Below are 25,161 nucleotides of genomic sequence, written 5' to 3'. Positions count from 1 at the left end.
GCGGCTCTGGGTGCGGCCGCTTCGGGGCATGCTGAGGGCAACGGCCGAGTGGTACACGCGTGGCGAGGAGAGCCCCCATGTCCCCGATTCCGTCGCTCCCCAGCAGGGAGGACGTGCTGCGCATGGCACGCAGCACGACCGACATCACCGGCCAACTCCTCGACACGGCCGGGAACATCACCAAGATCGCCGTCAACACCTTTGACCCGCGGGACGGTTCGGGCGCGGAGGCGCTGCGTGTCCTGCGCGAGACCACGGCCGAGCTGGCCGAGGCGAGCGCGTCGCCGCAGGCGCAGGAGGCCTTCTACCGGCTGGTGGACACACTGACCCGGCTCGGCACCAGCGGGGCGCCGCTGGCGGCACATCCCGTGAGCGAACCCGCCCAGGTCCTGTTCGCCGCGCTGGGCGACAGCCTGCTGCCGGTCCTCGACGCGGTGGCGCCCGCGGTCGAGGAGGCCGCCGACGCGATCGGTGAACTGGTCGAGGCGGGCTCACCGCTGCTGCCCGCGGCGGCGGGGGTCGCCGCGGGCCTGCTCCTCGTACTGACTCCGGTGGTACGGGCCGCCGCGGACGTCCTGCGCGACACCTCCCCCGAACTCCGGCGCATCACCGACGCGTTGACAGCCGCGCTGGCCCCGCTCCTCCCGCTCCAGGTTGCCCTGGCGGAACGGGCCGCCACGGTGGGGGCAGGGGTCGTACGCGCTTCCCTGCCGCCCCTGGCCGACCTCACGGAGACGGCCGCGGCTGTCACGAAGGCGGCCCGCCCGCTCGTCATCGCGGGCGAGGAGTTCTTCGTCTCCCGCCTGGAGCACCTCCAGCCGCTCCTCCTGGCCACCTCCTCCCGCGCAGGCCGCGTGGCCCGCTCGGTCGCGGTCCGCGTATCGGCGGCGGTGGCGCCCGCGGCGGAGCGGGGGGTTGTGGTGGCGGTGACGCCGGTGTGACTCGTGATGTCACGTGGTGGGCGAGAGGGGTTGGGGGAGACCCAGCTGGTGTAGCGGGTGGGCTGGGCCTTGGGGTTCAGGAGAGCCAGTCGGTGTAGCGGGTGCGGGCGGTGGGTTCAGGAGAGCCAGTCGGTGTAGCGGGTGGTGGCGAGGTGGGCGTCCTTGTCCGTGAGGACGTCACCCTTGACGGCGCCGAACATCCCGGCGGTGGGATCGGTGACCACGGTGCGCCCGTCGGGCTTGCGGGACAGGGTGATCCGGCCCAGCTCGTCCAGGGTGAAGATCTCGGGGCCGGCGATGTCGCGGATGCCTCCCAGGGGGGCGCCCGCGGCGACCTCCGCCACCGCGGCGGCCACATCCTTGGCGGCGATCGGCTGGATCGGCGTGGCGGGCAGCCGGACGGTGTCGCCGTCGGTGGTCCACGACAGCACCGCGTCGACGAACTCCATGAACTGCGTCGCGCGGACGATCGAGTAGGGGATCGGACCGGCCGCGAGGATCTCCTCCTGGAGGGCTTTGGCCCGGTAGTAGTCCAGCTCGGGGACCTGGTCCACGCCGACGATCGAGAGAATGACGAAGTGACCGACGCCGCCCTTCTGCCCCGCGGCCAGCAGGTTGTCCATCGAGGTCTGGAAGAAGGCCGGGGAGGCTTCGTCGAAGGTCGGGGAGTTCGTCAGGTTGACGATGACGTCCGCCCCCGCCACCGCCTCGACCAGGCCCTTACCGGTGATGACGTCGATCCCGGTGGACTGCGACTGCGGCACCGCTTCGTGCCCGGCGGCGTTCAGATTCCTGACGACCTGCGACCCGATCAGCCCGGTACCGCCGATGACCGCGATCTTCATGACATGCCTTTCAGTTGGGTGTTATGTCCGCAAATGTGGCACATGGGATCGCGCGGATGCCACGCGCACCAAACCCGGACACCTTCTATCCGGGAATATACTCGGACAGGTGCTGTCCGAGTCAAGTGGGTCTGGTTAGAGTGATCGAGTGAAGATGTCCGGCGGAGTCGAGTGGGCCCTGCACTGCTGCGTGGTGCTCACCTCGGTCGACGAGCCCGTCCCCGCGACCCGCCTGGCGGAGCTGCACGACGTCTCGGCGAGCTATCTGGCCAAGCAGCTGCAGTCGCTTTCGCGTGCCGGACTGGTGCGTTCGGTGCAGGGCAAGGCGGGCGGCTATGTACTCACCCGGGAACCGGACTCGATCACGGTCCTCGACGTGGTCGAGGCCGTCGACGGTCCCGCCCAGGCGTTCGTCTGCACAGAGATCCGCCAGCGCGGCCCCCTGGCCACCCCACCCGAGGCATGCACCGTCCCCTGCGCGATCTCCCGCGCCATGAACGGAGCGGACGCGGCCTGGCGAGCGTCCCTGCGCGCCGTCTCGATCGCCGACCTCGTCCAAAGCGTCGGCTCGGACTACGGGCCTGGCGCGATGGCGGGCATCGGGGCGTGGCTGACGACGCCGGAGGCGTGAGGGCCGACCTGCACGACACCCAGGCCGGTCCAGCAGGCAGGTCCAGATCGGAGGCCGCGGCCACTACCGCTGCCGTCCCGGTGCTGGAGGGGCGCACTTCCGCCCGGGGGAGTCGGGGCGGAAGAGGAGGGAACCAGATACGCAATCAGGCCGTGTTGATGCGCCAGGCGATCATGCCGGTCGAGCCGGGTTTCCCCCGGACGTCGAGGCGGAGCGAGTCCTCGGCGGTGAACCGCTCGAAGACCACGGACCGGTCACACGGGACCGGCTTGTTCGAGCTCACGCCGGCCGGGGTGAACTCGAGCTGTCTGCCTTCGTGACGGCGTCGAGTGCCGACTGGGCCTGAGCTGTGAGCTTCTGCTCGGCCTGTTCTGCACCAGTGCTTTGGTGAGTGGCGGAGGGCGCGGCCTCGCGATCGGGTGTCGAGTCATGGTCCGAGGCGCAGCCCGTGAGGAAGAGGGCAGCCACCAGAGCGCAGCCGGGGAGCCGCCAGGGCCGGGTCCTCATGAAGAGGTTTCCCAGAACTTCCAGCCGGTCTCCTTAGCGGGAAGCGTTGCCGTACCGCTGTCGACCAGGGTCCCGCCGTTACACCCGTTCCCCCTGCGCCGGTACTTCTCCCACGACACTCTGTAGCCCACGAACCGTATGGGAGATGACCGTACTTATTCCGGGCGATGTTGTGCGAGAAGGTGTGGCCAGTCGTGACTGTGGAGAAACCCGCAAGGTGGCTGAGCACGCCCCGGTCTGGGACCCCCTGGGCACCCGGCTGCCGACAGGCGGGATCTCTTGTCCATCCGGGCGGAAACCCAGCCCCGCCCAGGAAACCTCAGCTCATCAGTGACGCTAAGGTTCCCCCATGCGTGACTTCGGGGTGGGGTTCAACTACTTGGTGCAGGGCCAGCGGTGGGTGGGGAGGCATGGGAAGCAGTACGGGTTCGGGCTGCTTCCGGGGCTGATCACGCTCGTGTTGTACGCGGCGGCGCTCGTCGCCCTGGCGGTGTACGGCGACGACTTCATCGGCTGGGCCACGCCGTTCGCCGACGACTGGAGCAGCCCCTGGCAGGGCCTCTTCCGCGGTTTCCTGACCGCCGTACTGTTCGCCCTCGCGCTCCTCCTCTCCGTGGTCACCTTCACCGCGGTCACGCTCCTCATCGGCCAGCCCTTCTACGAGAACCTCTCGGAGAAGGTCGACCGGGACGTCTCCAGGGACGGCACGGCCCCGGAGTCGGGACTGCCGCTGTGGCGGGAGTTGTGGATCTCGGCCCGAGACAGCCTCCGTATCGTCGTACGGGCCGCCCTCTGGGGCGTGCTGCTCTTCGCCCTCGGCTTCATCCCGTTCGTCGGACAGACGGCCGTACCGGTGATCGGGTTCTTCGTCACCGGCTTCTTCCTCACGGAGGAGCTGACCGCGGTGGCGATGCAACGCCGCCGCGTCGACCTCCGCCACCGCCTCACCCTCCTCCGCTCCCGCAAGACCCTGATCTGGGGCTTCGGCACCCCCCTCGCCGTCTCCTTCCTGGTCCCGTTCGTCGCTGTCTTCCTGATGCCCGGCGCGGTCGCGGGCGCCACGCTGATGGCCCGCGACCTGCTGGGCGAGGAAACGGTGACGGACGGCGACCGGGACAGGAACGGCGCGGACAGCCAGGAGCGGGCGTCCACGGGCTGAACCCGTCCACGGGCTGACCCCCATCCCCCTGGCCAGGAACCGGCGCCCGCCACCACGCTCAGGCCCCCGCCTCCACCGCCACCGTCAAAATCGCCCGCACCTGGGCAATGATGTCCAGCCGGTTCTGTACGAACTCCGCGTCCGTGATCACCCCGGTCGCCGGGTCCGTGTTCCCCGTGCCGAACTGCAGCACAGGCGTGTGCACATGACCGCCGGGCAGACTGTCGTGCAGGCCGAGACGGTCGCGCAGCAGCGTCGCGCGGTAGGCGATCTCGTTGGAGAGGTAGTCACCGCCGCCCCCGGCACGGGCCGTCGAACCCGGGGTCGGGCCGGTGGGACGTACGACCGCGGTGGTGCCGCCCGCCGGGATCTCGGTCACCGACGTGTTGTCGTACACCGGGAAGCGCCCGGTGTTCGCGGCCACGATGTCCGTGTACGGAAGGGTCGTTGACGTCCACTGCGGCTGCGAGGCCGGGTCGGTGACCGGGACGGTCTCGGCGACCCCGGTGTTCAGGTTGTCACCGAAGCCGCCCCGCCAGGCCCCGTTGGTCCGCTCCACGTCGAACCGGCCCACGCGGCCCTGGCTGACGGTGGTGAACAGATCGACCTGCGGCAGGGACGACCGCAGCGCCCGCTCGACCATGCCGTCGGTGAAGTCGTCCCAGCGGACCGGGAACATGGCCGTCTCGATGCGCGCCGGACCGTCCGCCGTCTGGATCGTCGTACCGTCCAGGGCGAGGGCGTTGGCTCCGGACGGGTTGGAGATCCGGATGTCACGGTCCAGCGTGAACGGGTCGAATCCGGTGACCAGGATCCGCTTCACGCCCTTGGCCCGGGGATAACGAATGGCGTCCTGACCGCGCGAGGACACCTCCAACTTGCTCAGCAGCTTGTCCCGTTGGGCATCCGTGAGCGCGAAGTCCGGCTCCCACTCGCGCACTTCACGCGTCATACCGAGCCGGGCCCAGTACAGCGGCCGGTCGTCGTCCCGGCTCAGGTCCCCGCCCGCCGGACCCCGGCCCTGCGCCCGGTCCACGGCCCGCTGCCAAAGCCGCGCACCCTGCTGTACGGTGGCACGCTCGGCCTGCGCGTACGAGCCGGCCTTCTCCAGCGCCCGCTCGAACTCCGGTGCCACGGTGTCGAATCCGGAACGCCGCAGGATCTCCTGGGGCGCGGCCTTGTCGAGCCGCAGCTCCTCCACGGTGGGCGTCCCGGCGGTGGACGGGGCGGCGGACGCGGTGGGCGCCACCGCAAGCCCCGCCATCAGGGTCAGTCCGAGTACGCCGATCCGAGTACGTATGTGATTCAAGGGAGTTCTGGCCTTCCGCCGCTGTGGGGTGCTGCCGAATGGCGGCAGTATCCCGTGGCGCATGGGGCGTACGCCATGGGATGTAGCGGGCGTAAGCCGTGGGATGTGGCAAGTAGCCGCGGCGACCGCTGGACCAACTGGCCAACTCAGTGAATCTTGCGCGCTCGTACGACAGAATCCTCAACGGAACGCCGGCTCGTCGTCCGTTGAAAGGACTCCCCCCATGCACAACGTGCTCCGTACCGGGTTCGCGGGAACCGCGGCCCTCTGCCTGTCGCTCGTCGCAGGACCCGCCCACGCGACGCCTCCCGGCCCGGGAGTCACCGGCGTCGTGCTCGCGCAGAGGACCGTCGGCGACACGGACTACATCCTGCGGGAGATCACCGTCCCCGCAGGACAGAGCACCGGCTGGCACTACCACGACGGAACGCTGTACGGCTTCGTCAAGGAAGGCACTCTGAGCCACTTCGACTCGGACTGTGCTTCCGACGGTGTCTACCCGGCCGGCGCCACCCTCACCGAGCCGTCCGGTTCCGACCACGTGCACATCGGCCGCAATCTCGGGACCACCCCACTGGTCCTGGACGTGCTCTACGTCCTGCCGCACGGCGCCCCCCTGTCCGAGGACGCCCCGAACCCGGGCTGCGACTTCCAGTGACCGTGAGCGCCAAGACCGGGCAGACCTCGCCGGACCGGGCGCGCGAGGCGGTCGTCGAGGCGGCGCTCGGCAGCCTCGGCATCGACGCGAAGGCGAGGCTGCTGTCCGGGCAGGGCATGTGGTCGCTGCCCGCGCTCCCGGAGATCGGGCTGAAGTCCCTGGTCATGTCCGACGGCCCGATCGGCGTACGAGGCGTCCGCTGGACCGCCGCCGACCCCTCCATCGCCCTCCCGTCCCCGACCGCGCTCGCCGCCACCTGGGACCCGGCCCTCGCCTTCCGCGCCGGCGCGCTCCTCGCCCAGGAAGCCCGCCGCAAGAGCGTCCACGTCCTGCTCGCGCCCACGGTCAACCTGCACCGCTCCCCGCTCGGAGGCCGCCACTTCGAGGCGTACAGCGAGGACCCGTACCTGACCGGACGGATCGGCTCGGGCTATGTGAACGGCGTCCAGTCCGGCGGCGTCGCCACCACGGTCAAGCACTTCGTCGCCAACGACGCCGAGACCGACCGCTTCACGGTGAACAACATGGTCACCGAACGCGCCCTGCGCGAGCTCTACTTGGCCCCCTTCGAGGCCATCGTCGAGAACGCCCGCCCCTGGGGCATCATGACCGCCTACAACTCGGTCAACGGCACGACGATGACCGAACACCGCCACCTCGTGAACGACATCCTGCGCGGTGAGTGGGGCTTCGACGGCTTCAACGTCTCCGACTGGATGGCCGCCCGCTCCACGACCGCCGCCATCGAGGGAGGCCTCGACGTCGCCATGCCGGGCCCGCGGACGGTGTACGGCGAGCCGCTCGCGCGGGCCGTACGAGCCGGTCGCGTCGAGGAGTCGGCGGTCGACGACGCCGTACGCAACGTGCTGCGCCTCGCCGCCCGCGTGGGCATCCTGGACGGCGCCGAACCGGTCGTGACCGAGCCGCCCGCCACCATCGACGGCGAAGCCCTGGCCCGCGACATCGCCCGCCGCGCCTTCGTGCTCGTACGCAACGAAGTGCGCAGCGAAGTGGGCAACGACGTACGTAACGACGGGCGCAGCGAAGTACGCAACGAACGCCCAGCCCTCCCGCTCCGGCCCGGCACCGTCGCGCTCATCGGCGCCGCCGCCCGCGACGCCCGTGTCCTCGGCGGCGGCTCAGCCACCGTCTTCCCCTCCCATGTCGTCTCGCCCCTCGACGGCCTCACCGCGGCCCTCCCCGAGGGCAGCCTGACCTACGCCGTCGGAGCCGACCCGAACGAGGAACTCGCCGTCGCCGACAAGGGGTTCGAGCTGCGCGCCATCTGCCGCGACGCGGCCGGCGAGGTCATCGGCGGCGGCTCCGCGCCCAGCGGCCAGATCCAGTGGATGGGCGACGACCTCCCGCCCGGCGTCACCCACGCGGCCCTCCACACCGTCGAGTTGACGGGCACCTTCACCCCGCGCGACAGCGGCCCGCACACTTTCGGTATCAAGGGCCTCGGCGCCTTCACGCTCACCATCGACGGCACGACGTACTTCGACGAAGTCCAGCGCGCCGCGAAGGACGACCCGTTCGTCACCTTCTTCGGCACTCCGATGCCCCGCGCCCAGGTCGAACTGACCTCGGGCGAACCGGTGACCGTCTCCCTCACCCACGTTGTCGATCTCCCCGAGAGCATCCCCCTGAAGGTGATCGGCTTCACGCTCGCCCACCAGGAGCCGCGGCGCGACGCCGACGAACTGATCGCGGAGGCGGTCGAGTCGGCCCGCGCCGCCGACACCGCCGTCGTCGTGGTCGCGACCACCGAGCGCGTCGAGTCCGAGGGCTTCGACCGAAGGGATCTCCGACTCCCGGGCCGCCAGGACGATCTGGTGCGCGCCGTCGCCGCCGCCAACCCGAACACCGTCGTGATCGTCAACTCCGGCTCCCCGGTGGAGCTTCCGTGGCGCGAGGAGGTCGCGGCCGTCCTGCTGAGCTGGTTCCCCGGCCAGGAGGGCGGCGCCGCCCTCGCCGACGTCCTCACCGGCGCCCACGAGCCGGGCGGCCGCCTGCCGACCACCTGGGGCTCACTGAGCGACGCCCCGGTCACCCGGGTGGCTCCGGCCGACGGCGAACTCCCTTACACAGAGGGCGTGTTCATCGGCTACCGCGCCTGGGACAAGGCCGGCGCCACCCCCTCGTACGCCTTCGGACACGGCCTCGGCTACACCGACTGGACGTACGAGTCGATCGAGGTCGACGGCAGGACCGCCACGATCCGCGTCCGCAACTCCGGCGAGCGCGCCGGGCGTGAGGTCGTCCAGGTCTATCTGGCGCCCACCGAGCAGGACTCCGCCCGCCCGGCCCGGTGGCTCGCCGGTTTCGCGGGGGTGGAGGCAGGACCCGGCGAGAGCGTCGAGGCCGTCGTCGAACTCCCGCGCCGCGCCTTCGAGGTCTGGGACGAGACGGCGAACTCGTGGGCGTTTGTGAAGGGTTCGTACGAGATCCAGGCAGGACGCTCGATCGCGGACCGTCGCCTCGCGTCGGGCATTACCGTCTGACCCAGGACGAGCCGCCCTCCTGAACAGTCCCGGTCCGGAACCTGACAGACCGGGCCGGGGCTCGGGAAGGACAGAGCGCTCAGAGTCCGGGTACCACTGGCCTTCCGCGGACGGCCGGGCGATAAGCGGTTGTCCGGGGGTACGGAGCCGGTGCAGGATCGGGCCATGACTCTTCAGCTTGTACGGAACGGCGGCCTCCGCCCCGGCCGTTGACCGGCCCCACCGCCGACGCGCGGCCCACCTTCTTCGCCCATGCGCTCGCGCTGAGCGCCCTGCACGGCACCGGCCCCTGGCCGGACGACGGGCGGCCCTATCCCGATGAGCCCCCGGGCGGCGAGCAGGTCCTCATGCCGAGTGTCGTCCTCGACTCCGTCCGGGCCAAGCACTTCGGGATCGGCCAGGACAGCGACGCCGTCGCAGGACTCGCCCGCCGCGTCGCGGATCTCGCCGCCGCCCCCGGCCTCGACCTCACCACCGGCCTCGAATCCGATCTCGGCGCTGCCCAGGAACTGCACGACTGGCTCGCCGGGGGCGGCGCCGACGCGTTGCGCACCGCCGACCGCATCGGCCCGGCACTCAAGGAGCTCGGGGTCAGGCGCGGCCCCGTCGGAGCGATCGGGCGGTGGCTCGCCGAGACCGGCACCCACCGGGCCGCCGTGAAGACCGGGATCGTCCTGGTCGGCCTGGCCGGTGACACCCGCGACCGCGAACTCCTGCTGCTGCTCGGCTCGCTCGACGAGTTCACGCTGTACGCCGCGGTCGCGCTGCGCCGCACCCTGGACGAGCCCGACCAGGCCCTGCACGCCCTGGCCCGCAGCGTCACCGGCTGGGGCAGGATCCACGCGGTCGAGCGCCTGCAAGGCACCCAGGACCCGGTGATCCGGGGTTGGCTCCTGCGCGACGGCTTCCGCAACGGCGTCATGAACGAGTACCTGGCCCCGCTCGCCGCCACCACCGGCGGCCTGCTCGACGCGCTCCTGGAACCCGCCGACCGTATCGACGAAGCCCTTCTCGAAGGCGCCGGGGACATCCTCGCCACCCTGGCCGACGGCGAGGGCGGCCCCACCACCGGGCTGCGCGATTACCCGGACGCCGTCTCCGCCCTCGGCCGCTACGCCGAACTCGCGGCGACCGCACCCCGCACCCTCACCCGGCTGCGGGCCCTGCTCAGCATTGAGCGGTACCTGCGCCTCGACGCCCCGGACGGCGACTGGGAGCCGGCCGCCGTCACCGAACTCGTGCGCAGATACGCCGCGTTGCTGGCCCTGCCCGGCTGGGACGAGGTGGTCCTCACCCACCTCTCGGACCCGGTCCGCCCCGACTTCGGCCTGGGCATCCGGGCAGCGGCCAGGCGGGGGCTGCGGCCGGTGCGCCAGATTCTGGACCACTTGGAGCACGAGCCGTTCGACGCCCATGCCTGGCACCACCTCCTGCGGGACGCCCGCCCGTCGGACCTGCCCCCGATCCTCGCCGCGGCCGAGCGTCTGCTCCCGCTGGCGGAGCTGGCGAACGGCCCCGGTGACGACCTCGGCCTCGGCCGTGACCGCATCGCCGACCGTGTCCTCGAACCGATCGTCCAGTCACTCGCCCACCATCCGGGCCACGGCTGGCCCGTACTGCGCGCCGCCCTCCTGAACCGGGTCACACGCAACCGCCGGGCGGCCCGGCGCGCCCTGCGGGCCTGGCCGCCCGGCTTCCTGCATCCGGAGGCGGTGGACCTGCTGGCCGCACCGGACTGTGTGCCGGAACCGGAAGAGCAACAGGAATAGCCGCGCGGGACCTCGGGTTGGTGCGGGCATGACGATCAGCGACGCCCCATCCGTGCCGCCCGAGGTCCTTCGCTACACCGCCTTCTCCACCGACCCGGCCGGCGGCAACCCCGCAGGAGTGGTCCTCGACGCCGCCGCCCTGGACGGAGCCGCGATGCTCGCGATCGCCGCCGAGGTGGGGTACAGCGAGTCCGCCTTCGTCAGCCCGCCGCCCCCGGAGCTCGCCGACCGCCCCGGCCGCGCCTACAGCATCCGGTACTTCAGCCCCAAGGCCGAGGTGCCGTTCTGCGGTCACGCCACCGTCGCCACGGCCATCGCCCTCGCCGAGGCGGGCGAGATCTCCCCGTCCGGCACCGGCGACCTGGTGTTCGCCACCCGGGCGGGCATCGTCCCGGTGACCGTCGCCCGGGTCGACGGGCAGCTGCGGGCCACGCTCACCAGCGTCGAGCCCGCGGTCGAAGAAGCCGGTGCGGCCGATGTCGCGGAGGCGCTGGCCGCGCTCGGCTGGACGGCCGCCGAACTGGACCCGGCCAGTGAGCCCCGTATCGCCTTCGCGGGAGCCCGCCATCTCGTACTCGTGGCCGCGACCCGATCCCGGCTCGCCGACCTCGACTACGACTTCGCGCGGCTCGAAGCCCTGATGCACCGGCTCGACCTCACCACCGTCCAACTGGTGTGGCGGGAGTCGGATTCCGTCTTCCACGTCCGCGACCCGTTCCCGGTGGGCGGCGTGGTCGAGGACCCGGCCACCGGGGCCGCGGCCCTCGCCTTCGGTGCGTACGCGCGCGAGCTGGGCCTTGTCCCGGACGCGGCCGTCCTCACCCTCCACCAGGGTGCGGACCTGGGCCGCCCCGGCCTGCTGACGGTGGAGCTCAGGGCGGGCGACCCGCGCGTACGGGTGTCCGGCGCGGGGGCCCGGATCCCCGACCAGGCGTGACCAGGGGCACGACGGTCATCCACGGGCGGGGGACCGCGGGCGCCGGCTAGTCCCGCACCCCGAAGCGATACACGGTCTCCGACCTGTACACCCCGCCCGGCCGCAGCTCGGTGCTCGGGAATCCGGGCCGGTTCGGGGAGTCCGGGAAGTGCTGTGTCTCCAGCGCGATGCCGTCGCCGGGTGCGAAGGGCCCCGACTCGTCGAGGTGGTCGGCGGTGTAGAGCTGGAGACCGGGCTCGGTGGTCGCCACGGTCAGTACGCGCCCGGACGCCGGATCGTGCAGCTCGGCGACCTCGACGGGCGCCTCGGTCAGCCCCTTGTCGAGCACGAAGTTGTGGTCGTACCCGGCGCCCGTCTTCCGCGCCTCCCGGAAGTCGAAGCGGGTGCCCGCCACGTCCAGGAACTCGCCGGTCGGGATGAGGTCCGCGTCCACCGGCGTCAACCGCGATGCGGCGATGCGGATTTCGTGTCCGCCCGCGTTCCCCGAGCCGCCGCCGCTCAGATTCCAGTACGTGTGGTTCGTCAGGTTCACCACGGTCGGCGCGTCCGTGACCGCCTCGTACGCGATCCGCAGCGCGCCGCCCTCATCCAGCGAGTACGTCGCCGACACCTCCAGGCGCCCCGGGAAGCCCTCCTCGCCGTGCGGAGCGGCCCGCGACAGCCGGACCCCGTGTTCGACCGCCTGGGCGTCCCACACGGGCTTGTCGAAGCCGCGCTCGCCGCCATGGAGGGAGTTGGTGCCGTTGTTCTGGGCCAGGTGATACGTCCGGCCGTCGAGCGGGAAACGGCCGCCCGCGATCCGGTTCGCGTACCGCCCGACCAGCGCCCCGAAGTACGGCTGTGGATGCGCGAGATACCCCGCCAGGTCGGGGAAGCCCAGCACCACGTCCGCGGTCCGCCCCGCCCCGTCCGGCACCTCGACCGACTGCACGATCCCGCCGTACGTCAGGACCCGCACCCGCACACCGGAGCGCTCCAGCGTCCAGCGGTGAACCGGGGTGCCGTCCGGAAGGGTGCCGAAGAGTTCGTCGTACATGATCGGAAGCCTAGGTCAACCGGTCGCGAACGGGTCGTCGGCGCAGCCCTACGGCCTGATCATGCCCGCATCGACAGTGGGCCGCATACTTCGGCGGGTTCCGCGTGCAGCGGCCCCGTGCCGGCTCGAAGAGGCGTGGCCGGGCGGCCATGGCGTACCGCGACCACTTCGGCGGCGATGGACAGGGCGGTCTCCTCCGGGCCGAGCCCGCCGAGGTCGAGGCCGACAGGAGCCCGCAGACGGGCGAGCTGGTGCTCCGTCACACCTGCGGCGACCAGCGACCTGCTCCGCTCGGCGCACGTACGACGTGACCCGATGGCCCCCACATAGGCGAGCGGACGGCGAAGTGCTTCACACAACAGCGGGATATCGAACTTGGGGTCGTGTGTCAGCGATACCACGACCGTGTCGCGGTCGGTTTCCACACTGTGCAGATGGCGCGCCGGCTGATTGACGACGACTTCATGGGCGTACGGGAACCGTTCGGGAACGGCGAATACCGCACGCGCGTCGCAGACGGTCACGTGATATCCCAGAAATGCGCCGATCTGAGAGAGCGCCCGGGTGAAATCAACGGCCCCGTACAACAGCATCCTGGGCGGCGCGGATATCTCGTGAAGGAAAAATGAGGTTTTCTCATCGGAGTCGTTCTTCATATTCAGAACACCGGAATCGCCGACGGCCCACAGGCGCAGGAATTCACGGTCCCACTCGCCGGCGCCGAGTGTGCCGTGGACCGATTCAGGAGTGATGACCAGGGTCGAGCCGAGGCGCTCGGGGTGGACGGTGCCGACGGTCAGGGCGAGCGTGACTGAGGCCCCGCGGGCGAGTGACGCCAGGGCCGCCGCGAAGGCCTCGTCCGTGCCCGGGTCGACGCGCCGCACAAGGACTTCCATGCTTCCCCCGCGCAGCAGGCCGGGCTCGAACAGGTCGTCCGACCCGCTGTCGAACCGCGCCACCTGGGCGCGGCCGTCGGCCAGTACCTCGCCCGCCAGCTCATAGAGCGTGGCGTCCAGGCATCCACCCGAGATCCCGCCGAGCGCCTGCCCTTCCGGGCCGCGGACGAACATGGCGCCGGGGCGTTGCGGCGCGCTTCCTTCCACCGCGGTCACCAGGGCGACGGCGAACGCCTTGTTTTCGCCGAACCACTCATTGAGAGCCGGGAGCAGATCACGCATATATTCCTCCGTCTTGAACAGTATTGATGTACCAGATTCCGTCCGAGCGCGTCCATGCGTCTCATCGAAGCTTCATGATGCCTTCATATCGGGAATAGCGGCGTTTTCGCTGTTACGATAACCGGGCGCATTTCCTCGACAGAGCTTTCCGTGGGGGAATGCCGGAGCGCGTCTGGCCGATCTCTCTCGAAGAGTTCGGTGAGTACGGTCCCATCGCTCTCGGATACCGGAAGGCATGGCATATGTCAGATACGTTCGACGAAGCATCCACCCTCAATCGGCGCAGTTTCGTGGTGGCGTCCACGGCGGTCGTGAGCGCGCCCCTGCTGAGCACGGCGTTCACGTCCGACAGCGCTCAGGGGCAGCCGGCGGCCGCCGCGGTGCAGGAGTCCGAGGTCAGGCTGACGGTCAACGGCCGGCAGCGGTCGGCGTCGGTGGACACCCGGACCTCGCTGCTCGATCTCCTGCGGGAGCACCTGGACCTTCCCGGCACCAAGAAGGGCTGTGACCAGGGCGCCTGCGGAGCCTGCACGGTCCTGGTGAACGACCGCCGGGTCAACTCCTGCCTCACCCTCGCCGTCATGCACGACGGCGAGCGGGTCACCACGATCGAGGGGCTCGCCGACGGCGGCGAACTGCACCCTCTCCAGCAGGCCTTCATCGATCACGACGGCCTCCAGTGCGGCTACTGCACGCCCGGGCAGATCCTCTCCGGGGTGGCCTGCATCGAGGAGGGGCACACCGGCTCCCCGGCGGAGATCCGCGAGTGGATGAGCGGCAACATCTGCCGGTGCGGCGCCTACACCAACATCGTCTCGGCCATCCAGCAGACCGCCAAGGAGAGGTGAACTTGCCGTGCATCCCTTTGCCTTCAGCAAGCCCGGCACCGAAAAAGCCGCGCTGACAGCCGGTGCCGCCGGCGGCCGGTACATCGCCGGCGGCACCACGCTCGTGGACCTGATGCGGGAGACCGTCGAACGCCCGCCGCGCGTGGTGGACATCAACGGCCTCCCCTACAAGGACATCTCGGTGTCCTCCTCGGGAGTCCAGGTCGGTTCCCTGGTACGGATGAGTGAACTCGCCGCACATCCGCGTGTGCGCTCGCTGTACCCCGTCATCGCGCAGTCGCTGGAGCTGGGCGCCTCGGCGCAGCTGCGGAACATGGCGTCCATCGGCGGCAACATCATGCAGCGCCCGCGGTGTCCCTACTTCCGGGACGTCCACTCGGCCTGCAACCGGCGTACCCCGGGCGCTGGGTGCGACGCCCGCGACGGCGACAACCGTATGCAGGCGATCCTGGGGGCCAGCGAACAGTGCGTGGCCACCCACCCCTCGGACTTCTCCGTCGCGCTCGTGGCCCTCGACGCCGTCGTCCACGTGCGCGGCGTGGACGGCGCCCGGGCCATCCCCGTCCAGGAGTTCTTCCTGCGCCCCGGGAACACCCCGCAGCGCGAGCAGAGCCTGAAGCCGGGTGAGCTCATCACCTCCGTGGAGATCCCGGCCGGTCCGCACACGCGGCGGTCCGGCTACCTCAAGGTGCGCGACCGCCAGTCCTACGAGTTCGCCCTCGCGTCGGCGGCCGTCGCGCTGGACATCAGGGGCGGCGTCATCCGCGGTGCCCGCGTGGCGGTCGGCGGAGTCGCGACCGTGCCGTGGCGGCTGCCGAAGGTGGAGCGCGCGCTGGTCGGCAAGCGTCCCGGGCGCAAGACCTGGACGGACGCGGCCTCCCACGCCGCCGACGGCGCGACCGCGCTGTCCGAGAACGAGTTCAAGATCGCGCTCATCGAACGCACGGTGCGCCGTCAGCTCATGACCATCGGAGGGCAGTGATGGCCGACGCCGTTGTGGGGCAGGCGCTCTCCCGTGTCGACGCCCGGCTCAAAGTGACCGGCGCCGCCACCTACGCCGCTGAACACCGGTTCCAGGGGCTGCTGTACGGCGTCATCGTGAACAGCACGGCGGCCCGGGGCACGGTGTCCGCCATCGACGTGGACGCGGCCCGCGCCCACCCCGGCGTGGTGCGCGTGCTGACCGACTTCAGCAGCCTGACGCTCGCCCACTCGACGAGCGAGGTGGTGTTCTACGGCCAGCCGATCGCCCTTGTCCTCGCCGACACCCTGGAGGCGGCGACGCATGGAGCCTCCCTCGTCGAAGCGACGTACAACCGGCAGGAGGTCATGACCGACTTCAACAGCTCCACGGCCACCTCCGTGACGGCTCCCTCGAACCCCGACTACAGCCGCGGAGACCCGGACGCCGCCTTCAACTCGGCGCCCCACAAGGTGGATCTCGACTTCACCGTCAGCCGGGAGAACCACAACCCCATCGAGCTGCCGTCGACCATCGCCCGCTGGGAGGGCGACCGGCTCACGCTCTGGGACAAGTCCCAGTGGGTCCAGGGCGCCGCCCGTACCGTCGCGGGCGCGCTCGGCATCCCGGTGGGCAACGTCCGCGTCCTCAGTGAGTTCGTCGGCGGCGGATTCGGCAGCGCCATCCGCGCCTACGACCACGTAACCCTGGCCGCCTTCGCCGCCCGCGAGGCCGGCAAACCCGTCAAGGTCGTCCTGACCAGGCGCCAGTTCTACTACGGCACCGGCTACCGGCCCGCCAGCCGGCAGCGCCTCGCACTCGGCGCCAACGCCGCCGGACGCGTCGACAGCCTCCTCTATGAGGTACGCACCGAGACCTGCCGCTACGACGAGTACGAGGAGGGCATGACCGACCTGCCGAAGTTCCTCTACGGCGTCCCCAACACCGGCACCAAGTACCGGATCACCGCCATCGACGCCCAGTCACCGTCCTCGATGCGCGGCCCGGGTGTCGTCACCAGCGCCTTCGCCCTGGAGACGGCGATGGACCAACTGGCGCACGATCTGCGCGTCGACCCGATCGAGCTGCGGCTGCGCAACGAACCCACCAGGGACGAGGTGACCAAGCTTCCGTTCTCCACCCGCAAACTCCGCGAATGCTTCGACACCGGGGCGCGCCGCTTCGGCTGGTCGCAGCGCGACGCCACCCCGCGCAGCCGCACCGAGGGCGATCTGCTGATCGGCATGGGGATGGCCACCGCCTGCTACCACAACAACCGCCGCGACGTCGGCTCGCGCGCGCGGATCGACGCGGACGGGACGGCGACGGTGGCCACGGCCACCAGCGACATGGGCCCGGGCACCACCACGTCCGTCATGCAGGTCGCCGCCGACGCGCTGGGCCTGCCCGCCGGGAAAGTCACCTTCAGACTGGGCGACTCCGCCTACCCCACCGCGCCCCCGCACGCGGGCGCCACCACCATGGCCAGCGTGGGCTCCGCCACCTTCACCTCCTGCAACGCCCTGCGGAACAAGTTCATCACCATGGCGGTCGCGGACACCGCCTCACCCCTGCACGGCGCCGACCCCGCCCAAGTGACCGCCGGCGAGGGTTATCTCCGGGTGGGCGACGACGACAGCACCAGGGACAGCTACCGCGAGATCCTGAGCCGAGCCGACCTTCCGAGCCTGGAAGCCACGGCCACCTGGGGGCCGGGCACCATCGACACCAGGGTCTCCACCTACGGCTACGGCGCCGTCTTCGCCGAGGTGTCGGTCGATCCCCTGCTCGGCCTCGTCCGCATCCGCCGTATCTTCGCCGCCTACGACGTGGGCCGGGTCATCAGCCCCAAGCTGGCCCACAGCCAGGCCATCGGAGGCATGGTCGGCGGTATCGGAATTGCCCTGCTGGAAGTGACGTACACGGACCACCGCGACGGTCGGATCGTCAACGCGAGCCTGGCCGACTATCTGGTCCCGGTCAACGCCGACGTTCCCGAACTCGACGCCACCTTCATCAACACCGAGGACCCTCAGGCGGACCCCATCGGCGTCAAGGGGCTGGGCGAGATCACCATCGTCGGCGTCCCGGCGGCCATCGGCAACGCGGTCTTCAACGCCACCGGCAAACGCCTCACCGACCTCCCCATCCTCCTGGAGGCCCTGCTCTGAGAAGTCCTACGGCGAGTTGATGCCATCCGGTCGCTGCCGGTCCGTACGGCGGCGACCGGCGGTCCGTGTCATGCCACCGGATCCTTCGACGTCACCACGTGATAGGCCATCTCCGCGAGCTGCGCCTGGCCGTTCTTGCTCGGGTGGAACCAGTCCCAGTGGCTCAACTGGTCGGTCCCGAAGCGGTAGTCGAAGACCGCACCGCCGTCGAAGCGGCAGTACTTGTCCTTGGCGCAGACCTCCTCCAGAACCCTGTTGTACGCCTCCACCCGGTCCTGCACCGTGTCGCGCCGCAGCGTCGCCGCCGCGCTGAGGGAGTCCGCGTCACCCAGCATCGAAGGGCAGATACCCAGCTTCCAGATCTGCTTGCCGACCGGGTTGGTACGGCCCTCGGACCAGAGCCGCTTCAGGTCCGGCACGCTCGACACGTACACCTGGGTCTTGGGCAGCGTGGCACGCAGGGTGCCCAACGCGTCCTCGAAGTCGGCCTGGAACTCGGCGACGGACGTCATCGCCGAGACGGACGCGCGGCAGGCGTCGTTGGCACCCGCCATCACCGCCACCAACTCCGGCTTCTCCGTGACGGCCTGTGCCATCTGCCCGGGCAGATCCGCCATCCGCGCCCCGGTCACCGCGTAGTTCCAGCTGCGCTCGGCCGCCCCGGCCGTCCCCAGCAGCCGTACGGCGAGACTGTTGACCTCCTTGTCGCTGCCGGTCGCCCAGGACGCCTCCGGGCAGTCCGACAGCACGGTGCACGCGTCGAAGCCGCGCGTGATGGAGTCGCCGATCGCGGCCACGGACTCGGGGCTGCGATCCCAGGCGGGCGTGGGCTTCGGGGACGGCCGGCCCGCCGTGGTGCCCTTCGGCGCCGGGGAGTTGCCACCCGTGGCGTCGCAACCGGCGACGCCCAGCAGGGCCGCCGCCACGACGGCGAGAACGGCCCGCGAACGGTGGCTACGGTTCCGCATCCCCTGGTCCCCTCGATCGTTGTGCAGGGTCGGTCACTACCCCGACGGACACGGTCGGTCAACACCGCGTCCCCTTGGGTGAAACCTCAATGTTTCTGCGCGCTGGGACCGACGGTACGTCACACTCCTTGCGCCGCCGCACGGTAGCCTCGCCACGTGGCAGCCCTGCCACCGCTGTCCCGCTAAGTTACAAGATGCGTCGCTCTGTCCGGAGGCCCCAGTGACGACACGTGGAGTTCTCTACGTGCACTCCGCGCCCCGCGCGCTGTGCCCGCACGTCGAGTGGGCCGTCGCGGGGGTGCTCGGCACACGCGTCAGTCTCGACTGGATCCGGCAGCCCGCCTCGCCGGGCACCTGGAGAGCAGAGTTCTCCTGGAAGGGCGAGGTCTCCGCCGCATCCAAGCTCGCCTCCGCGCTGCGCGGCTGGCAGATGCTGCGCTTCGAGGTCACCGCCGAGCCCTGCGCCACGGCCGAGGGCGAGCGCTACAGCTGCACACCCGAGCTGGGCATCTACCACGCCGTCACCGGAATCCACGGCGACATCCTGATCCCCGAGGACCGCCTGCGCGCCGCGCTGCTGCGCTCCCAGCGTGGCGAGACCGACCTCGAAGCCGAACTCGCCAAGCTCCTCGGCAAGCCCTGGGACGACGAACTGGAGCCCTTCCGGTACGCGGGCGAGGGCGCCCCGGTGCGCTGGCTCCACCAGGTCGTCTAGGGGCGCGGGGCTGTGACATTACGCGGCTCCGCCGCGTGGGCGCGACCAGCCCCCACCGGCGGCCGGCCGACGAAACGACATGTGGCCCGAACCCTCCGAGGGGTTCGGGCCACACACCGTTCAGTACAACCAGGTCCGAGATCAGACCGTGCGGAACGCCAACACCACGTTGTGCCCACCGAACCCGAACGAGTCGTTGAGCGCGGCAATCCGTCCCTCGACGGGCAGCTTCCGCGCCTCACCGCGAACGACGTCGGCGGCAGCCTCCGCCTCGGGGTCGAGGTTCTCGACGTTGATGGTCGGCGGCGCCACCCGGTGGTACAGGGCGAGCACCGAGGCGACCGACTCCACGCCGCCCGCGCCACCGAGGAGGTGACCGGTCATCGACTTGGTGGCGGAGACCGCCATGTGGTCGGTGTCGTCGCCGAAGACCGAGCGCAGCGCCTTCAGTTCGGCGACGTCGCCGGCCGGGGTCGAGGTGGCGTGCGCGTTCACGTGCACGATCTCGGCCGGGTCCAGGTCGGAGTTGTTGAGCAGGTTCTGCAGCGCGTGCGCGATGCCACGGCCCTCGGGCTCCGGCTGCACGATGTCGTGGGCGTCGGAGGAGATGCCCTGGCCGACCGCCTCCGCGTAGACGCGGACCCCGCGCTTGGCGGCGTGCTCGGCCGACTCCAGGACGAGGACGCCGGCGCCCTCACCGAGGACGAAGCCGTCACGCGCGATGTCGTAGGGGCGCGAGGCACCCTGCGGGTCGTCGTTGTTCTTGGACATCGCCATCATGTTGCCGAACGCGGCGATGGGCAGCGGGTGGATGGCCGCCTCCGTACCACCGGCGACGACGACGTCGGCACGGCCGGTACGGATCATCTCGATCGCGTAGCCGATGGCCTCGGCGCCCGACGCGCAGGCGGAGACGGGGGTGTGTACACCGGCGCGGGCGCCGACGGCCAGGCCCACGTTGGCGGACGGACCGTTCGGCATCAGCATCGGGACGGTGTGCGGGGAGACGCGGCGTACGCCCTTCTCCTTCAGCACGTCGTACTGCTCGAGGAGGGTGGTGACGCCGCCGATGCCGGAGGCGATGACCGCGCCGAGCCGGTCGGGGTCGACGTTCGTGTCCTCGCCCGCCTTGTCGGTGAAACCGGCGTCGGCCCACGCCTCCTTGGCCGCGATCAGCGCGAACTGCGCCGAGCGGTCCAGTCGGCGGGCCTGCGGGCGCGGAATGACCTCGCTCGGCTCCACGGCGATCTGCGCCGCGATACGGACCGCCTGCTCGGCGGCCCAGTCCTGTTCCAGGGCGCGGACACCGGAACGTCCGGCGACCAGGCCCTCCCAGGTCGAGGCTGCGTCGCCACCCAGCGGTGTGGTTGCGCCGATACCGGTGACGACCACGGTGCGATTGGTCGGGCTCACGGGAATTCTTTCTCCAACGGATACGAGGATTCAGCGGCGCCACCGCCGGGTGGCGGGGCAGTCAGCCCAGGGATCGGGCAGTCAGCCCAAAGTTGACCGGAACGATCAGCCCTGGTTCTTGAGGATGTAGTCGGTGGCGTCGCCGACGGTCTTGAGGTTCTTGACGTCGTCGTCCGGGATCTTCACGTCGAAGCGCTCTTCGGCGGCGACGACGACCTCGACCATGGACAGCGAGTCGACGTCCAGGTCGTCGGTGAAGGACTTGTCCAGCTGGACGTCCTCGGTGGGGATCCCGGCGATCTCGTTAACGATCTCGGCGAGACCTTCGACGATCTCTTCCTGAGTGGCGGCCATGTCAGGCGCTCCTTCGGTATGTATCCAGAGGGGTGGCGGTACTCCGGCCGGAAAGATCCGGACGGTGTGTCTAGGGGAGGGTAACGACCGTGGCGGCGTACACGAGACCCGCCCCGAAGCCGATGACGAGCGCGGTGTCGCCGCTCTTCGCCTCGCCGGTCGCCAGAAGCCGCTCCATCGCGAGCGGAATCGAGGCGGCCGACGTGTTGCCGGTGGTGCGTACGTCGCGGGCGACCGTGACGTGCTCCGGCAGTTTCAGTGTCTTCACCATCGAGTCGATGATCCGCTCGTTGGCCTGGTGAGGGATGAAGACGTCCAGGTCGGCCGAGGTGATCCCGGCCGCGTCCAGGGCCTGCTGGGCCACCTTCGCCATCTCGTACACGGCCCAGCGGAACACCGCCTGGCCCTCCTGCGTGATGGCGGGGAACTTGATCTCGCCCTTGGAGTCGCGCGGCAGGGCGGACAGGTCCGAGGCGCGGAACTCGTCCCACGGCACGGTCTGCTTGATCGTGTTGGACTTGTCGCCTTCGCTGCCCCAGACCGTCGGGCCGATGTGCGGCTCCTGGGAGGGGCCCACGACGACCGCTCCCGCGCCGTCACCGAAGAGGAAGGCCGTCGCGCGGTCCTCCAGGTCGGTGAGGTCGGAGAGACGCTCGACGCCGATGACGAGGACGTACTCCGCGGAGCCCTCGACGACGATGCCCTTGGCGAGGGTCAGGCCGTAGCCGAAGCCCGCGCAGCCGGCCGAGATGTCGAAGGCCGCGGCCTTGTCCGTGCCGAGCTTGTCGGCGATCTCGGTGGCGATGGCGGGGGTCTGGCTGAAGTGCGACACGGTGGAGACGACGACCGCGCCGATCTGCTCGACGCGGATCCCGGCGTCGGCGATCGCCTTGCCGGACGCCTCGATGGACATCGCGGCGACGGTCTCCTCGTCGTTCGCCCAGTGCCGGGTCTCGATGCCGGAGCGCGAACGGATCCACTCGTCGGACGAGTCGATCGTCTCGAGGATCACCTCGTTGGGCACGACCCGGACGGGACGGTAGCCGCCCACGCCGAGGATGCGCGCGTACGGGGCGCCCTTGCTGGGCTTGATCTTCGACATGCTCTCAAGCTCCTTGTCAGGCACTGTGCTCGGCGATGAGCTCGCGAGCCGCGTCGAGGTCGTCAGGGGTCTTCAGCGCCAGCGTCTTGACGCCGGGCAGGGCACGCTTGGCAAGACCGGTCAGGGTGCCACCGGGGCACACCTCGAGGAGCGCGGTCACGCCGAGCTCCTTGAAGGTCTCCATGCACAGGTCCCAGCGGACCGGGTTGGCGACCTGGCCGACCAGCCGCGCGACGACCTCGTCGCCGCCGGCCACGGCAAGGCCGTCCTTGTTCGAGACGTATGTCAATTTCGGGTCCGCGGGAGCCAGCTCCTCGGCCGCCTTGGCCAACGCGTCGACGGCGGACGCCATATGACGGGTGTGGAAGGCACCGGCCACCTTCAGCGCGATGACCTTGCGGACGCCCTCGGGCTTGTCCTCGGCGAGCTCGGCGAGCTGCTCCAGCGTGCCGGCCGCCACGATCTGGCCCGCGCCGTTCACGTTCGCCGCCGTCAGACCGAGCTTCTCCAGGTGCGCGACCGTCGTCTCGGGGTCGCCGCCCAGCAGGGCGGACATCCCGGTCTGTGTGACGGCGGCGGCCTCGGCCATCGCCAGGCCCCGCTTGCGTACGAGTTGGAGCGCGGCGGTGTCGTCCAGCACTCCCGCGAACGCGGCGGCGGTGATCTCACCGACGCTGTGGCCCGCGACGGCGCCCGGGGTCACCTCGCCCAGCGCGGCGGCGGACAGCAGTCCTGCCGCGACGAGCAGCGGCTGCGCCACGGCCGTGTCGCGGATCGCGTCCGCGTCGGCCTGGGTGCCGTAGTGGGCAAGGTCGAGCCCGATGGCGTCCGACCAGCCGGCGAGGCGGTCGGCCGCGCCGGGAAGGTCGAGCCAAGGAGTGAGGAAGCCGGGCGTCTGGGCACCCTGGCCGGGAGCGACGAGTACGAGCACTCTCACACTCTCTCTTGTGGACGGCCAGGACCGCCCGTGGGGACAGGGACGAAGAACACGAAGGGGAATTGTAGGGCCCCGACAAAAGCCTAGGTTTGTGGATCTCCGCCCGCCAAACGCCCCAGGATCAGTGCGATGCGCAGCGTGAACGCGGAGCGTACATCCGAAGGCGACCAACCGGTGACGTCAGTCACACGTCGGAGCCGGTAGCGCACGGTGTTGGGATGGACGAACAGCATCCGGGCCGCGCCTTCGAGACTGCTCGCCTGTTCCAGATAGACGGCGAGTGTCTCCAGAAGCGCGGAACCGGCCTCCTCCAGCGGTCTGTAGATCTCCTCCACCAGCTGGTCGCGGGCGGCGGGGTCACCGGCGATCGCGCGCTCCGGCAGCAGATCGTCCGCGAGTACCGGCCGCGGCGCGTCCTGCCAGGCGAAACACGCCTTCAGCCCGGCGGCGGCGGCCTGCGCGGAGCGGGTGGCGGCCAGCAGGTCGGGTACGACGGGCCCCGCGACGACGGCGCCGGCCGCATAAGGTCCGATCAGCGACTTGGCGACGGCGAGCGGGTTGTTGCTGCCGCCCGCGATGACGACGAGCCGGTCCCCGAGCACCCCGGTCAGGACCTGGAGCTTGGCGTGCCGGGCGGCCCGCCGGATCGCCTCGACCGTCAGCTCGCTGTCACCGTCGGGCGCGGTACCCAGCACCACGCAGACATGTTCGGGTGAGTTCCAGCCCAGCGCCGAGGCCCGGCTGACGGCGCCCTCGTCGGCCTCGCCGGACAGCACGGCGTTCACGACGAGCGATTCCAGGCGGGCGTCCCAGGCACCCCGCGCCTCCGCCGCCTGCGCATACACCTGGGCGGTCGCGAAGGCGATCTCGCGGGCGTAGACGAGGAGCGCCTCACGGAGCACGGACTCGTCCCCGGGCGCCGCGACCTCGTCGATCGCGCTCTCCATGACCTCGATCGTCGTCCGCACCATCTCGACGGTCTGCCGCAGGGTGATCGCCCTGGTCAGTTCGCGGGGCGCGGTCCCGAACACATCGGTGGAGATGGCCTGCGGAGCATCCGGACGCCGGAACCACTCGGTGAAGGCCGCGATGCCGGCCTGGGCGACCAGACCGATCCAGGAACGGTTCTCCGGGGGCATGGCCCGGTACCAGGGCAGCGTCTCGTCCATCCGCGCGATGGCCTGCGCGGCGAGACTCCCGGCCGACTTCTCCAGCCGCTTCAGGGTCGCCGCGTGCGCGCGGGCGTCGAGCGGTGGGCGTGCGGTGTTGCTGGTTTCGGGTTCGGGCACGGGACAAGACTGCCTTATCCGGACGGAGGTGTGCGGCGGCGGGTCGCGAGTAACGACCTGGGTGCGATTGCGAGTGGGTCAAGGAGCGGCGCCCGTGCGGTCGATCGCAAGGCGCCGGAAGGTCCTCGTAGCGGAGCTACTAGAACGTTTCGGCTACGCCGCGAGCGGCCGTGCCGGGCGTCGCGACGCCACTCCCCATCGCGCCCCAGGTCGTAAGCGCCGGGAGAGCGCGGGGGCGGGGCTACGGTGGGGCTGTGATGGATGTCCGCCGCGCCGACGAGCGCTACAGCGGAGGGGACCCGGCGACCGGGATCTCCTCGCTCCACGCCTTCTCCTTCGGCCCCCACTACGAGCCGGACAACCTCCGCTTCGGCGCGGTGATCGCCTGCAACGAGGAGCGGCTCGCCCCCGGCGCCGGCTTCGACGAGCACCCGCACAGCCACACCGAGATCGTCACCTGGGTGGTGGAGGGCGAGCTGACCCACCGCGACTCCACCGGCCACGAGTCGGTGGTCCGCCCCGGTGACGTGCAGCGCCTGAGCGCCGGGGGCGGCGTGCGCCATGTGGAACGCAACGACGGCACACAGCCGCTGACCTTCGTCCAGGTGTGGCTGGCCCCGCTGGAGCCCGGCGGCGAGCCCGCCTACGAGATCGTCCACGGCATCGCGGACTCCACGCCGTACGCCGTCCCGGAGGCGGGCGCCATGCTCCATGTACGCCGCCTGACGGCGGGGGAGCGGACCGCGATTCCGGACGCGGCGTACGCGTACGTCCATGTCGTACGCGGTGAAGTGCGCCTGGACGGCGAGGAGCTGGGCCCCGGCGACGCGGCCCGGATCACCGACGCGAAGGACCTGGAGGCGGTGGCGGGGTCTCCGGCGGAGCTACTGGTGTGGGAGATGACGGCATGAGGGTGGCCCGGCCGTCGG

General features: G+C 70.7%; 23 protein-coding genes. 12 read left to right on the top strand and 11 right to left on the bottom strand.

Going from position 1 to position 25,161, the window contains the following annotated elements; genetic code table 11:
- The first annotated feature begins 77 nt into the window (after nt 1–77).
- Nucleotides 78–941, top strand: coding sequence for a hypothetical protein (locus tag ACFVKT_RS24175; protein WP_385734751.1), 864 nt, complete (start codon nt 78–80; stop codon nt 939–941).
- A gap of 116 nt (nt 942–1,057) precedes the next feature.
- Here ACFVKT_RS24175 and ACFVKT_RS24170 read toward each other — a convergent pair whose 3' ends face one another.
- Nucleotides 1,058–1,786 (bottom strand): SDR family oxidoreductase, encoded by a 729-nt coding sequence (locus tag ACFVKT_RS24170; RefSeq protein ID WP_385734749.1) that lies wholly within the window; start codon nt 1,784–1,786, stop codon nt 1,058–1,060.
- 154 nt (nt 1,787–1,940) lie between these two features.
- Between ACFVKT_RS24170 and ACFVKT_RS24165 the strand changes: the two genes are divergently transcribed.
- Complete coding sequence (locus ACFVKT_RS24165) at nt 1,941–2,417, top strand: RrF2 family transcriptional regulator (protein ID WP_385735036.1); 477 nt, start codon at nt 1,941–1,943, stop codon at nt 2,415–2,417.
- Nucleotides 2,418–2,562: 145 nt separating this feature from the next.
- On the opposite strand, the gene ACFVKT_RS24160 is transcribed toward ACFVKT_RS24165, so the two are convergent.
- Nucleotides 2,563–2,700 (bottom strand): hypothetical protein, encoded by a 138-nt coding sequence (locus tag ACFVKT_RS24160; RefSeq protein ID WP_385734747.1) that lies wholly within the window; start codon nt 2,698–2,700, stop codon nt 2,563–2,565.
- Nucleotides 2,701–3,273: 573 nt separating this feature from the next.
- Between ACFVKT_RS24160 and ACFVKT_RS24155 the strand changes: the two genes are divergently transcribed.
- Complete coding sequence (locus tag ACFVKT_RS24155) at nt 3,274–4,083, top strand: EI24 domain-containing protein (RefSeq protein ID WP_385734745.1); 810 nt, start codon at nt 3,274–3,276, stop codon at nt 4,081–4,083.
- A 58-nt stretch (nt 4,084–4,141) separates the two neighbouring features.
- Here the strand turns inward: ACFVKT_RS24155 and ACFVKT_RS24150 are convergent, their stop codons facing one another.
- Entirely contained in the window at nt 4,142–5,392 is a 1,251-nt protein-coding gene (locus ACFVKT_RS24150) for a pyroglutamyl peptidase (RefSeq protein ID WP_385734743.1), read from the bottom strand.
- 223 nt (nt 5,393–5,615) lie between these two features.
- Between ACFVKT_RS24150 and ACFVKT_RS24145 the strand changes: the two genes are divergently transcribed.
- The 4 genes from ACFVKT_RS24145 to ACFVKT_RS24130 all read left to right on the top strand — a co-directional run bounded on the left by ACFVKT_RS24145 (nt 5,616) and on the right by ACFVKT_RS24130 (nt 11,260).
- Nucleotides 5,616–6,050, top strand: coding sequence for a cupin domain-containing protein (locus ACFVKT_RS24145; protein ID WP_385734741.1), 435 nt, complete (start codon nt 5,616–5,618; stop codon nt 6,048–6,050).
- Between the two features lie 2 nt (nt 6,051–6,052).
- A complete protein-coding gene (locus tag ACFVKT_RS24140; RefSeq protein WP_385734739.1) occupies nt 6,053–8,554 on the top strand; it encodes a beta-glucosidase in 2,502 nt (833 codons plus the stop codon).
- A gap of 209 nt (nt 8,555–8,763) precedes the next feature.
- The gene (locus tag ACFVKT_RS24135) at nt 8,764–10,323 is read left to right on the top strand and encodes a hypothetical protein (protein ID WP_385734737.1); all 1,560 of its coding nucleotides are present in this window, start codon (nt 8,764–8,766) and stop codon (nt 10,321–10,323) included.
- Between the two features lie 28 nt (nt 10,324–10,351).
- Nucleotides 10,352–11,260, top strand: coding sequence for a PhzF family phenazine biosynthesis isomerase (locus ACFVKT_RS24130; RefSeq protein WP_385734735.1), 909 nt, complete (start codon nt 10,352–10,354; stop codon nt 11,258–11,260).
- 46 nt (nt 11,261–11,306) lie between these two features.
- On the opposite strand, the gene ACFVKT_RS24125 is transcribed toward ACFVKT_RS24130, so the two are convergent.
- On the bottom strand, nt 11,307–12,296 hold the full coding sequence (locus ACFVKT_RS24125; protein ID WP_385734733.1) for an aldose epimerase family protein: 990 nt from the start codon (nt 12,294–12,296) through the stop codon (nt 11,307–11,309).
- Between the two features lie 59 nt (nt 12,297–12,355).
- Entirely contained in the window at nt 12,356–13,474 is a 1,119-nt protein-coding gene (locus ACFVKT_RS24120) for an XdhC family protein (protein ID WP_385734731.1), read from the bottom strand.
- 242 nt (nt 13,475–13,716) lie between these two features.
- Here ACFVKT_RS24120 and ACFVKT_RS24115 point away from each other — a divergent pair, with 242 nt between their 5' ends.
- The 3 genes from ACFVKT_RS24115 to ACFVKT_RS24105 are packed head-to-tail and all read left to right on the top strand — an operon-like array spanning nt 13,717 to nt 17,454.
- Complete coding sequence (locus ACFVKT_RS24115) at nt 13,717–14,322, top strand: (2Fe-2S)-binding protein (protein WP_385734729.1); 606 nt, start codon at nt 13,717–13,719, stop codon at nt 14,320–14,322.
- Between the two features lie 7 nt (nt 14,323–14,329).
- Nucleotides 14,330–15,304 carry an FAD binding domain-containing protein gene (locus tag ACFVKT_RS24110; protein WP_385734727.1) on the top strand — a complete coding sequence of 325 codons (975 nt, stop codon included), beginning with the start codon at nt 14,330–14,332 and terminating at the stop codon, nt 15,302–15,304.
- Entirely contained in the window at nt 15,304–17,454 is a 2,151-nt protein-coding gene (locus ACFVKT_RS24105; protein WP_385734725.1) for a xanthine dehydrogenase family protein molybdopterin-binding subunit, read from the top strand. Before ACFVKT_RS24110 ends, ACFVKT_RS24105 begins: the two co-directional genes overlap by 1 nt.
- Nucleotides 17,455–17,522: 68 nt before the next feature.
- Here ACFVKT_RS24105 and ACFVKT_RS24100 read toward each other — a convergent pair whose 3' ends face one another.
- Nucleotides 17,523–18,422, bottom strand: a complete 900-nt coding sequence (locus tag ACFVKT_RS24100; RefSeq protein ID WP_385734723.1) for an SGNH/GDSL hydrolase family protein — start codon at nt 18,420–18,422, stop codon at nt 17,523–17,525.
- Between the two features lie 220 nt (nt 18,423–18,642).
- Here ACFVKT_RS24100 and ACFVKT_RS24095 point away from each other — a divergent pair, with 220 nt between their 5' ends.
- Nucleotides 18,643–19,137 (top strand): DUF3145 domain-containing protein, encoded by a 495-nt coding sequence (locus ACFVKT_RS24095; protein WP_385734721.1) that lies wholly within the window; start codon nt 18,643–18,645, stop codon nt 19,135–19,137.
- 141 nt (nt 19,138–19,278) lie between these two features.
- Here ACFVKT_RS24095 and fabF read toward each other — a convergent pair whose 3' ends face one another.
- The 5 genes from fabF to ACFVKT_RS24070 form a co-directional block, all read right to left on the bottom strand.
- On the bottom strand, nt 19,279–20,550 hold the full coding sequence (fabF, locus tag ACFVKT_RS24090) for a beta-ketoacyl-ACP synthase II (RefSeq protein WP_385734719.1): 1,272 nt from the start codon (nt 20,548–20,550) through the stop codon (nt 19,279–19,281).
- A 105-nt stretch (nt 20,551–20,655) separates the two neighbouring features.
- Complete coding sequence (locus ACFVKT_RS24085; RefSeq protein WP_326723380.1) at nt 20,656–20,904, bottom strand: acyl carrier protein; 249 nt, start codon at nt 20,902–20,904, stop codon at nt 20,656–20,658.
- Nucleotides 20,905–20,974: 70 nt separating this feature from the next.
- Complete coding sequence (locus ACFVKT_RS24080) at nt 20,975–22,006, bottom strand: ketoacyl-ACP synthase III (protein ID WP_385734717.1); 1,032 nt, start codon at nt 22,004–22,006, stop codon at nt 20,975–20,977.
- A 16-nt stretch (nt 22,007–22,022) separates the two neighbouring features.
- Nucleotides 22,023–22,937, bottom strand: coding sequence for an ACP S-malonyltransferase (locus tag ACFVKT_RS24075; protein WP_385734715.1), 915 nt, complete (start codon nt 22,935–22,937; stop codon nt 22,023–22,025).
- Between the two features lie 89 nt (nt 22,938–23,026).
- On the bottom strand, nt 23,027–24,232 hold the full coding sequence (locus tag ACFVKT_RS24070; protein ID WP_385734713.1) for a PucR family transcriptional regulator: 1,206 nt from the start codon (nt 24,230–24,232) through the stop codon (nt 23,027–23,029).
- Nucleotides 24,233–24,489: 257 nt separating this feature from the next.
- Here ACFVKT_RS24070 and ACFVKT_RS24065 point away from each other — a divergent pair, with 257 nt between their 5' ends.
- Nucleotides 24,490–25,143, top strand: a complete 654-nt coding sequence (locus ACFVKT_RS24065; protein ID WP_385735034.1) for a pirin family protein — start codon at nt 24,490–24,492, stop codon at nt 25,141–25,143.
- Nucleotides 25,144–25,161 lie beyond the last annotated feature (18 nt).

The organism is Streptomyces sp. NPDC127595, from assembly GCF_042671685.1.
Taxonomy (GTDB): domain Bacteria; phylum Actinomycetota; class Actinomycetes; order Streptomycetales; family Streptomycetaceae; genus Streptomyces.
Note: the sequence above shows the minus strand (reverse complement) of the source record. Positions and strands in the feature narration are given on the sequence as shown.